Annotated in this window: 7 protein-coding genes and 1 pseudogene; 4 read left to right on the top strand and 4 right to left on the bottom strand. The window is 72.1% G+C overall.

What is annotated here, in order from left to right:
* Positions 1-1,154 (bottom strand): TOMM precursor leader peptide-binding protein (locus ACLEQD_RS26985; protein WP_410387822.1); only part of this gene is annotated, 1,154 nt, incomplete at its 3' end.
* 94 nt (positions 1,155-1,248) lie between these two features.
* On the opposite strand from ACLEQD_RS26985, the gene ACLEQD_RS26990 reads away from it, so the two are divergent.
* Positions 1,249-2,931: a protease pro-enzyme activation domain-containing protein gene (locus ACLEQD_RS26990; protein WP_410387823.1), complete on the top strand. Its 1,683-nt coding sequence runs from the start codon at positions 1,249-1,251 to the stop codon at positions 2,929-2,931.
* A gap of 21 nt (positions 2,932-2,952) precedes the next feature.
* Here the strand turns inward: ACLEQD_RS26990 and ACLEQD_RS26995 are convergent, their stop codons facing one another.
* The 3 genes from ACLEQD_RS26995 to ACLEQD_RS27005 are packed head-to-tail and all read right to left on the bottom strand — an operon-like array spanning position 2,953 to position 7,165.
* Positions 2,953-3,837 (bottom strand): sulfotransferase domain-containing protein, encoded by an 885-nt coding sequence (locus tag ACLEQD_RS26995; protein ID WP_410387824.1) that lies wholly within the window; start codon positions 3,835-3,837, stop codon positions 2,953-2,955.
* 17 nt (positions 3,838-3,854) lie between these two features.
* Complete coding sequence (locus tag ACLEQD_RS27000; protein WP_410387825.1) at positions 3,855-6,353, bottom strand: response regulator; 2,499 nt, start codon at positions 6,351-6,353, stop codon at positions 3,855-3,857.
* A gap of 41 nt (positions 6,354-6,394) precedes the next feature.
* Positions 6,395-7,165, bottom strand: coding sequence for a sensor histidine kinase (locus tag ACLEQD_RS27005; protein WP_410387826.1), 771 nt, complete (start codon positions 7,163-7,165; stop codon positions 6,395-6,397).
* Between the two features lie 230 nt (positions 7,166-7,395).
* On the opposite strand from ACLEQD_RS27005, the gene ACLEQD_RS27010 reads away from it, so the two are divergent.
* The 3 genes and pseudogenes from ACLEQD_RS27010 to ACLEQD_RS27020 form a co-directional block, all read left to right on the top strand.
* Entirely contained in the window at positions 7,396-7,824 is a 429-nt protein-coding gene (locus ACLEQD_RS27010) for a response regulator (RefSeq protein WP_410387827.1), read from the top strand.
* A gap of 1 nt (position 7,825) precedes the next feature.
* Positions 7,826-10,240 (top strand): PAS domain-containing protein, encoded by a 2,415-nt coding sequence (locus tag ACLEQD_RS27015; RefSeq protein ID WP_410387828.1) that lies wholly within the window; start codon positions 7,826-7,828, stop codon positions 10,238-10,240.
* 333 nt (positions 10,241-10,573) lie between these two features.
* Positions 10,574-10,970: pseudogene (locus ACLEQD_RS27020) on the top strand (two-component system sensor histidine kinase/response regulator); the annotation flags it as partial.

Below are 10,970 nucleotides of genomic sequence, written 5' to 3' on the forward strand. Positions count from 1 at the left end.
GCGCGGGACTGGGCCTCCGTGCGGCCCTTGCCGCTGGCCACGCGGTGGAAGTCGTCGGAGGCCGGCGCGTCCGTCCAGGGACACACGCGGAAGACGGCGGAGTGGATGTGGCCCAGGGGCGCGTCGCCCGGCACCGCGCGCAGGTCGCTCACCACGCCCGTCACCGGGCTGATGAGGTGGCGGTGGCGCTCCCAGGTCTCCTCGGGGGTGAGGATGCGGTGGCCGCCGTCGCCGGTGAAGCGCTTGGGGCGCGAGGCCAGCTCCAGGGGCGCCTTCGCGCGCGCCTCCATCCAGTGGGATCGGCCGCACTCCGGGCACTGCGGCCGCCGCGTCACCGCGTGCGACTCCAGCTTCCAGGTGGCGAAGTCCAGCGTCCACAGCCGCGTCTGGCCCCCGTCGGTGGCCCCGTCCACCACCCAGCGGGCCACGAGCGCCGCGGCGAAGGACAGCCCCGCCTGCGCGGTGGTGGGCAGGCCGGTGCGCGGCGGGCGGGTGGCTTGCGGTGGGATGCCCTTGCGCGCGAGGTACTTCTCGATGGGGCGGTTGTCCAAAAGCCGCGCCGTGAGGCACGTCCAGCAGGCGCGCTCGCCGGTGCCCACCACCGGGCCCGCATGGCACGCGGTGCCGGACACCTTCAGCGGGAGGAACGCGGCGCCCGCGCTCCGGGCCGCACGGGCCAGCCGGAGCGCTTCCTGCGACAGGTAGTCGTCCACCAGCAGCACGTGGCGGTCCGCGTCCTCGCGCACGTCCAGGCCGGTGTCGCGCAGCGCCTCCGCCAGCCGCTCCCCGTCCTCGCCGTCGACGGCGCGCACCGCGACGGACATGTCCAAGAGCCGCCCCGCCGCGACCGCCGCGCCCACGCCCAGCGACTCCCAGAAGCCGGCGACGCTGGCGTCGAAGACGTCATGCGCCTCCTCCACGTGCCCGCGCTCCTCCAGGAGCGACAGCGCGTAGAGCACCTCCGGCGCGGAGGCCCGCCCCGCCAGCGCGGCGATGACGTTCGCCACGGTGCGCTGGCCATCCAGCAGGGGCACGATGCTCGCGTGCAGCTCGCCCTCCAGCAGGAACTGGGCGCGCTCCCCGACGAGGAACACGCGCCGCGCGTCGAGCACCTCGGCGCGCAGGTGGGGCTTGATGCGGAGGACTCGGTCCATGGGCAGGCGGGCGAGCCTAGCCGGGGCCCGCGCCAGTGCCTACGGCCCGCCCCGGCTTCCGGGTGCCCGGACCGCGCGTGGTAGAACGCCGCGCATGGCCCGTCTCCCCCTGTCGCAGAGCGCGCGTGTGTCCCCGGAGTCCGTGCATCCCCCCCTGCGGAGCCGCGCCGCCACCGGCACCGTGGAGGTGACCCTGTTGCTGCGCCACGGCTCGCCGCTGCCCACGGTGGCCCAGCTGTGCGCGGATCCCCCGCGCCGCCCGCTCACCCACGACGCGTTCGAGGCGAAGTACGGCACGGACCCGAAGCACCTGAAGACCGTGCGCGCCTTCGCGAAGAAGCACGCGCTGCGCGTCGTGTCCGAGCACCGCGCCCGGGGCTACGTGGTCCTCCAGGGGACCCCGGCGGCGATGGGCAGGGCCTTCGGCGTGGACCTGCGGCGCTACACCCACGGCCCCACGTCCTACCTGACCCACACGAAGCCGGTGACCCTGCCGCGCGCGCTGCACGGCGTGGCGGAGTGGGTGCTGGGGCTGGACACCCGGCCGCTCGTCACCCACAACGCCGCGGCGCTGCCCGTGCCCCGGGAGCAGGCGAAGCACGCCGGGGTGCGCTCGTACACGGCGCCCCAGGTGGCGAACCTCTACCGCTACCCCCGCAACACGGGCGAGGGCCAGTGCGTGGGCATCATCGAGCTGGCGGGCGGCTACACGCCAGAGGACCTGGCCCGGTCCCTGGAGTCGGTGGGCGTGAAGCGCACGGCGCCGGTGGTGAACGTGGGGCCGAACACGGCGGGGCGCTTCGACACCGCGTCCAACGCGGAGGTCACCATGGACGTGGAGCTGGTGGCCTCCGTGTGTCCGGGGGCGCGCGTCGTCGTCTACAACGCGGGCTCCAAGGACTACTCCCTGCGCGACTACCACCGCGTCCTGGCGGAGGCCATCAGCGACCGGGAGAACCGGCCGTCGGTGCTGACCACCAGCTGGTCCTTCTACGAAGGCTCGCTCATCCAGCAGGGCGAGGAGGTGGCCTTCGAGCGCCTCTTCATCGAGGCGGCGCTCCTGGGCATCACCGTGTGCGCCGCGTCCGGCGACCTGGGCTCGCAGGTGCCCGTGAACGGCCACTCGCCCACCGGCGCCATCACCGTCGCCGCGACGAGCTACCCGGCCGCGAGCGCGCTGGTGCTGGGCTGCGGCGGCACGACGCTGGAGGCGCTGGGGGACGTGCTCCACCACGAGCGCGTGTGGAACCGCCTGGGTGAGGCGATGTCCATGGGCGCGCTGGGCAACACCTCCACGGCCGCGGGCGCGAGCAGCGGCGGCGTCAGCACCATGAACGCGCTGCCGCTGTACCAGCGCGGCATGGGCGTGCCCGACCTGGTGACGTCGTCGTGGAAGAACGGCGTCTTCAGCATCTCCCGCGGCACCGGCCGGGGCGTGCCGGACGTCGCGGCGAACGCGGACCTGCACACCGGCTATCAGATCGTCTTCAAGGGCCAGCAGGGCGTCGCCGCGGGCACGAGCGCCGCCGCGCCGATGTGGGCCGCGCTCGTCGTCCGCCTCAACGAGGCGCTGGGGGAGCGCGTGGGCTTCCTCCACCCCCGGCTGTACAAGCTCGTCAGCGAGGCCGAGCCCGTCGTCCGCCGCATCACCCAGGGCGGCAACGGCGCGTACTTCGCGAGCCACGAGACGCTGTGGAACGCGTGCACCGGCCTGGGCACGCCGGACGGCGAGGCGCTGCTCGCGGGCCTGCGCAAGCTCCAGCGCCGCAAGCACTGAAGCCCGCTCCCCGCACCGCGCTCAGATGGCGTCCTCGGTGATGCCCAGCTTCTGGCGGACGGCCTGGAACTGGGCGTCCAGCCGGGCCCGGTGCTCCGGCTTGAGCGCCGGCTTGCCCCGGCCCACGCCGCCCTTGTTGATGAAGCCGGAGCCCGGCTCCCGCGGCTCGTACACCACCGTCCGCGGGTCGAACCGGGCGTCGTGCTGCTTCATGTATTCGAAGCCCGTCTTCTCCATCAGCAACGGCAGGTCCTCGTCCGCCACGGGCACGCCCAGGAACGCGCCAATGCGGCGCAGGCAGCCTTCGCGGTCCGCGACGAGGTCCGCGTAGCGCACGTGCAGCACGTTCGCGTCCGCGCGGTGCGGCCACCACGAGGCCAGGTGCTGGCCCCACTCGTCCTTGCGCAGCACCCTGTGGACGAACCTGTCGAAGTCCAGGCGCAGGCCGCTCATCACGCAGTTGTGCGTGTAGCGCGACACCAGCGCGTCCGGCGCGGCGCGCGTCACGTAGATGATGCGGCTGTCCGGCGGCGGCCGGAGGAAGCCGTACTTCATGTGTGTCTTCAGGATGCGCGGGGTCTCCAGGCCATCCAGCACCTGCTCGGCCCGGGGGGAGAGGATCAGCTCCTCCAGGAACGGCGCCACCTGGAGGATGTGCTCGTACTCGCCCCGGCCCCGGGTGAGGAGCTGGTAGACGATCTGCTGCATCCACGTCGTCCCGGACTTGGGGAAGGTGGCGATGTAGATGTCCCCCGGCCGCGGCTTCAGCCACACGTAGCGCAGCCGCAGCCAGCGGGCCGCGTCGAACGGAATCCGGTGCAACGCGCGCAGCACCTCCAGGAAGCCCACCACGACGTTGAGGACCGCCCTCAGGACAGGGCGGGAATCAGCGGAATTCGAGGCCATGGGCGCTTCATAGCAAACTACGCGGAGCGTCCCCGCACCCGCTCGTCCACCGGCGGGTGGCGCCCGGTGAGCGAGGCGAGGACGATGATCAGCTCCGCGGGCTCGATGGGCTTGGGCACGTGCATCTGGAAGCCCGCGAGCAGGGCCCGGGTGCGGTCCTCCATCCGCGCGAAGGCGGTGAGCGCGATGGCGGGCGTCTGGCCGCCCTGCTCCAGCGGCAGGGCGCGCAGCCTGCGGATGAAGGAGTAGCCGTCCTCTCCAGGCATGCCGATGTCGGAGACGATGACGTGGGGGCGGTGGGCCTGCTGCTTCTCCAGCGCGGCGCGGGCGCTGGAGGCCGTGACGACCCGGGCCCCCCGGCTCTCCAGCACCACGGTGAGCAGCTCGAGCGCGTCGGGCTCGTCGTCCACCACCAGCACCTGCAACCCCTCCAGCACGCCCGGGGCGAGCGGCGGCGCCTCCTGGCGCGCCTGGGTCTGGAGGAGGGGCGGGCTTCCGCGCGCCGCCGCCGCGACGGACAGCGGCAGCGTCAAGCGGAAGAGGGCGCCGTGCCCCTCGCCCTCGCTCGCCGCCTCGATGGTGCCTCCGTGCAGCTCCGTGAGGTGCCTCACGATGGCCAGCCCCAGCCCCAGGCCGCCATGCTTCCGGGTGGAGCTTCCGTCCACCTGCCAGAAGCGCTCGAAGATCTGCCCCAGGTAGGCGCGGGGGATGCCCTGGCCGGTGTCCTGGACCTCGATGAGGACGTGGCCCTCCACCCACCGCAGGCGCACGGTGACCTGGCCGCCCCGGGGCGTGAACTTGATGGCGTTGGAGAGCAGGTTCCAGACCATCTGCTGCAGCCGGTCCGCGTCGCCATGGATGGAGCCGGAGCCCGGGGGCAGCTCGGCGCAGAGCGTGACGCCCTTGGCCTCGGCCGCGTGCCGCACCGAGTCCAGCGCCGCGTCGATGAACGCGGCGGGGTTCACCGGGCGGATCTCCAGCCGCATCTTGCCGGTGATGATCCGCGACACGTCCAGCAGGTCCTCGATGAGCTGCGTCTGCACCTGCGTGTTGCGCTCCACCGCCTCCAGGGCCCGCGCGGCCTTCTCCGGCCCCAGCTGTCCGGTGCGCAGCATCCGCGTCCAGCCCAGCATCGCCATCAGCGGGGTGCGCAGCTCGTGGGAGACCGCGGCCAGGAACTCGTCCTTGGCGCGGTTGGCCTGCTCGGCGCCCAGGTGCTCCGCCTTGGCCATCTCGAACAGCCGCGCGTTGTCGATGGCGATCTCCGCCCGCCGCGCCAGCTCCTGCACGAGCTCCAGGTCCCGCGCGCCGTAGCGGCGGCCGGAGCGGGAGGCGCACACCATCAGCGCGCCGAAGACGCGCCGCTGCGCCCACAGGGGGACGATGATCCACGAGCCCGGGCGGATCCGTTCGTCGTCGCCTCGCGGCCCCAGGACCTCCGCGAGGACGTCCTCGGTGAGCTCGGGCACCAGCTCCGGCACCCCCGTGCGCAGCACCCGCGCGACGCCGTGGCTGGCGGTGGCGGACGGAGGGAAGGCCCGGTGCTGTTCGCGCAGCAGCGGCACCCGGGTGGGGTCCGCGTGGGCGACCATCGCCTGGAGCACGGGCCCGGCGCCGTCCTGGAGGTAGACGGCGCACCAGTCCCCCAACCGGGGGAGGATCAACGCGGACAGCCGCTCCAGCGTGACGGACATCTCCAGCGAGGCGGTGAGCATGGTGCTCGCCTCCGCCAGGAAGCTCAGCGTCTCCGCCGCGCGCTTCTGATCATCGATGTCGGTGCAGGTGCCCAGCCACTGGAGGATGCGGCCGTGCGCGTTGCGCAGCGGCAGGGCCTGGATGAGGTGCCACCGGTACGTGCCGTCCGCGTGGCGCCGGATGCGCCCCTCGCACTCGAAGGGCGCCCCCGCCTGGCGGCTCTCGTTCCACCTGCCCAGACAGCCCACCACGTCGTCCGCGTGGATGGCCCCCCGCAGGAGCAGGGGGCTCGCGCTCGCGTTCTCCTCCAGGGAAGGCGTGTGGGGCAGGCCGGTGTAGTCGTACCAGCGCCGGTTGAAGTAGTCGGGCCGGCCGTCGGGGCCCGCCGTCCAGACGATCTGCGGCAGGGCTTCCGCGAGCGCGCGGTGCCGCTGCTCCGCCAGGTGCAGCCGCATGGCCTGGCGCAGGCTCTGCCCCAGCCGCTCGGCGGACAGCCGGCCCTTGGCGATGTAGTCGGACGCGCCCGCCTTCATCAGCTCGACGGCCGTCTGTTCGCTGCCCTGGCCGGTGAGGACGATGATGGGGGCGCGCGAGCCCCGGCTGCCCAGCTCGCGCAGCACCCAGAACCCGTCCTCCCCCGGCAGGAAGAAGTCCAGGAGGATGACGTCGAAGGGCCGCGCCTTCAGGTGCTCCAGCGCCTCGCTCCCGCTCGTGGCCTCCACCACGTCCACCGACAGCCCGGTCGTGCCCAGGAGTCGCTGGACCAGGAGCCGGTCCACCTCGTCGTCGTCGACGAGCAGCAGCCGGAGGTGCTCGGTCATGGCGGGGACTTCCACGGAGAGAGGGGAGGCAGGGGTGACACTCACGTGAGGCGTTCCTCGGAGCCAGGCCAGGTGAAGTGGACCGTGGTGCCCACGCCTTCGGCCGACTCGACCCAGGCCTGGCCGCCGCGACCCTCCACGAGCTTCTTGACGACACTCAGGCCCATGCCGGCGCCCTCGACCTTGTCGCGTGAGACGAGCGTCTGGAACGGGCTCCAGATCTTCTCGTGGTACCGGGGCGCGATTCCCTGGCCGTCGTCCGCGACGGAGAAGTGATGGAGCGCGGAGCGGGCCGCCACCTCCACGCGGATCCGCACGTCCTCCCGGCCCGCGTGCTTGAGGGCGTTGGACAGCAGGTGCAGGAAGACCTGCTCCAGCGCCTCGCGCTCCGTGACGAGCACCGGCATCCCGGGGCCGGTCTCCAGCCGCGCGGAGGCCCCGGGGGCCAGCCGCGCCATGGCGTCGTGGATCAACCGGTCCACCTCCACCGGCTCGGGCGCGTGGCGGACGCGGCCCGCGCGGCTGTACTCCAGCAGCCCCTCCAGCATGGCCTCCATCCGCTGCACGCGCCCCCGCAGGAGCTCCAGGTGCTTGCGCGCCTCCGGACCCGCCTGCGGCCCCAGGTCCTCCTCCAACCACTGGGACAGGTTGGAGATGCCGCGCAGCGGGGCCCGCAGATCGTGGCTGGCCACGTAGGTGAACTGGTCGAGGTCGGCGCTGTTCCGCCGCAGGGCCTTGCGCAGGCCCTGGACCTCGGCGAGGAGCTCGTCCTTCGTCTTCTGGGCGTCATCCATGGGGGAGGGGGACCGCACACCGGGTCCTCCGCCATACCGTCCCCGCGCGAAGGCCCTCAATCCATGGGCGTGGAGTGAAAGCCAGACAACACTCCCCAGGCGCCCTCCCGAGCAGGCGTGCGGAGGGGCGCGTCGCAAAGCAGACAGTCGCCCGAAGGTGCCTGATCTCCGCACGGAAGCGAACGCTAGATGCCGGCGTGCTCGGGCTCCTCTTGAGTCGCGATGCCGCGCAGGCACGAAAGGCTCAAATGACCGCCGTCACCTCCGACAGAACGCTGCACATCCTGTTGATCGAGGACGACGAGGTGGACGTGATGAACGTCCGCCGCGCCTTCCAGAAGAACCACATCGCCAACCCGCTCTACGTCGCCACCAACGGCCTGGAGGGCCTGGAGATGCTGCGCACCGGCCAGGTGCCCGAGGGGCGCCGGCTGGTGCTGCTGGACCTCAACCTGCCCAAGATGAACGGCCTGGAGTTCCTGCGCGTCCTGCGCGCGGATCCGGAGCTGCGCACCGTCTCCGTGGTGGTGCTCACCACGTCCGCGGACGAGCGGGACAAGATCGACGCGTACAACCTGAACGTCGCCGGCTACCTGCTCAAGCCCGTCACGTTCATCAACTTCGTGGAGGTCATGGCCACGCTCAACAAGTACTGGACCCTCGTGGAGATGCCCTGACATGAGCGCGCAGTGGAAGCCAGCAACGGACGCGGCGGCCCCATTCTTCCTCGGCGGCGGTGAGGTCGGCGCGCTGTACCGGGAGAAGGACTGGAGCGCGCATCCCCTGGGCCCCCCGGAGCACTGGCCCCAGAGCCTGAAGACCGCGGTGAGCATGGTGCTGGGCTCGCAGTTCCCGCTCATCGTCCTGTGGGGGCCGCGGCTCTACCAGTTCTACAACGACGGCTACCGCCTGCTCATGGGCAGCAAGCACCCCGGCGGCCTGGGGCAGGGCAACCAGGAGTGCTGGCCGGAGGTGTGGCACATCAACGAGACCATCTACCCGCGCATCTTCAACGGGGAGACGGTCAACTTCGAGGAGCGGATGTACCCGCTGGCGCCGCACGGCCACCCCGAGGAGTTCTTCCTCACGCTCTGCTACAGCCCGGTCCGCGACGAGTCCGGCGCGGTGGGCGGCGTCTTCGTCTCCGTCTTCGACGTGACGCGGGAGGTCCGGGCGCGCCAGGAGCGCGACCGTGCGCTGGCGGAGGCGCGGGCGGAGCGCGAGCGCCTGTACGAGGTCTTCATGCAGGCCCCGGCCATCATCGCCGTGCTGGAGGGGCCCGAGCACCGCTTCACCGTGTCCAACCCGCTCTACCAGCAGCTGACGGGCAACCGGGAGCTGCTGGGCAAGCCCGTGCGCGAGGCCCTGCCCGAGATCGCGGACCAGGGCTTCCTGGAGCTGCTGGACAGCGTGCGGTCCACCGGCAAGCCCTTCATCGCGCACGACGCGCTGATCCGCCTGGACCGCAAGGGCACCGGCGCGGTGGAGGACCTCTACGTGGACTTCGTCTACCAGCCGCTGAAGGACGCGAGCGGGAGCGTGTTCGGCATCATGGCGCACGCGGTGGAGACCACGGAGCAGGTGCTGGCGCGCAGGAGCATCGAAGCGCTGGCGGCCGAGCGCATCGCGATGCTGGGCCACATCGCCGACGCGGTGCTCACCTTCGACACGGAGGGCCGCATCACCTTCCTCAATGACATGGCCCGGGCGCTCTACCCGGGGCTGCGCGTGGGCGCCCCCTTCACCGCCCAGGACTTCCGGCAGGAGCGGGTGGACGGCACGCCGCTCTCCACTGATGAGCTGCCCCCGGCGCGGGCCGGGCGCGGGGAGCGCGTCATCAACGAGGTGTGGAACGTCTTCACGCCGGAGGGCCTCAAGCTGCGCGTCCAGGGCAGCGCCCTCCCGGTCTACACCGAGGGCCGCTCCCTGCTGGGCGTGGTCCTCACCCTGCGCGACATCACCCAGCAGCACCGCCTGGAGCAGCAGCTGGAGCTGGAGCGCAACCGGCTGACCCAGGTCTTCATGCAGGCGCCCGCCGCCATCATGGTGGCCCGCGGCCCCCAGCACGTCATCCAGGTCGTCAACCCCGGCTACGCCCAGGTGGCGGGCAACCGGCCCCTGGTGGGAAGGACCCTCCCGGACGCCTTCCCGGACCTGGTGGGCCAGGGCCTCTTCGAGCTCTACGACCAGGTGTACGCCACGAAGCAGCCCTTCATCGGGAACGAGGTGCCCGTGCGGGTGGAGCGCTTCGGCCGGGTGGACGACGCGTACTTCAACTTCGTCTACCAGCCGCTCCTCGACGAGACCGGCGAGTCCTTCGGCGTCATGACCCACGCGGTGGAGGTCACCGACATGGTGCGCGCCCGCCAGCAGGCGGAGGAGCGCAACCGCGAGCTGATGCGGCTCACCCAGGCGCTGGAGCAGTCCAACCGCGAGCTGGATCAATTCGCCTACGTGGCCTCGCACGACCTCAAGGCGCCGCTGCGCGGCATCGCGAACCTGGCGGAGTGGCTCAAGGAGGAGGTGGGTGAGAACCTCACCGCCGAGGCGCGGGAGTTCATCGCGCGGCTGCACGGCCGCGTGCACCGCATGGAGGCCCTCATCGACGGCATCCTCACCTATTCCCGCGCGGGCAAGGTGAGCGAGCCGGGCCCCGTGGACACGGGGGCCCTGCTCAAGGAGGTGGTGGAGCTGCTGGCCCCGCCGCTGGAGGTGGGGGTGTCGGTGCAGCCGGGGGCGCCCACGGTGAGCGCCGAGCGCGTGAAGCTGCAGCAGGTGTTCCTGAACCTCGTCGGGAACGCCATCAAGTTCACGCGCCTGCACCGGCCGGATCCGCGCATCCAGGTGACGTGGCGGGACGTGGGGGAGCAGTACGCGTTCACCGTCACCGACAACGGCGCGGGCATCGCCCCGGAGTTCCACGAGCGCATCTGGGGCATCTTCCAGACGCTGGAGAGCCGCGACCGGGTCGAGGGCACGGGCATCGGGCTGTCCGTGGTGCGGAAGATCGTCGAGACCCGCGGCGGCCGGACCTGGGTGGACTCCGCGCCGGGGCAGGGCGCCGCCTTCCACTTCACCTGGCCCAAGGCATGAGGAACGACATGACGCAGCGTGAAGGCTCCGCGCCCCTGATGGCCGCTCCCAGCGCCCTCGTCCTCGCCGGGGAGGGGGAGATGGCGGCGCGCATGCGCGAGTTCGACTGGGCAAGCTCCCCGGTCGGTCCGGTGGAGCACTGGCCCCAGAGCCTGCGCACCGCGGTCAGCGTGTGCCTGGCCTCCAGGCACCCCATCGAGATCTGGTGGGCCCCGAATACGCGCGCCTCTACAACGACGCGTACCGGCCCATCCTCGGCGCGACGAAGCACCCGCAGTTCCTGGGGCGCCCGGCCGGGAGTGCTGGGGGGAAATCTGGGACGTCATCGGCCCCATGCTCGACAGCGTGCGCGACACGGGCAAGGCGACCTGGTCGGAAGACTTCCCGCTGATGCTGATGCGCAACGGCTACCTGGAGGAGACCTACTTCACGTTCTCCTACGCGCCGCTCTGGAGCGAGGACGGGAGCGTGGGCGGCATCTTCTGCGCTTGCGCGGAGACGACCTCGCGCCTCCTGAGCGAGCGCCGGCTGCGGCTCTTGCGCAACCTGGGCGCGCAGACGGCCGCGGCGCCCACGGCCTCCGTCCGCGAGGCCAGCGAGCACTCCCTGCGGACGCTCGCCACGGGCCGCGAGGACGTGTCGTTCGCGCTGCTGTACCTGGTCGCGCCCGACGAGGCGGAGGCGCGCCTGGAGGCCACGCTGGGGCTCGAGGCCGGAGGCCCGGTGAGCC

It is taken from the genome of Corallococcus sp. 4LFB, from assembly GCF_046520365.1.
In the GTDB taxonomy this organism is placed as follows: domain Bacteria; phylum Myxococcota; class Myxococcia; order Myxococcales; family Myxococcaceae; genus Corallococcus; species Corallococcus caeni.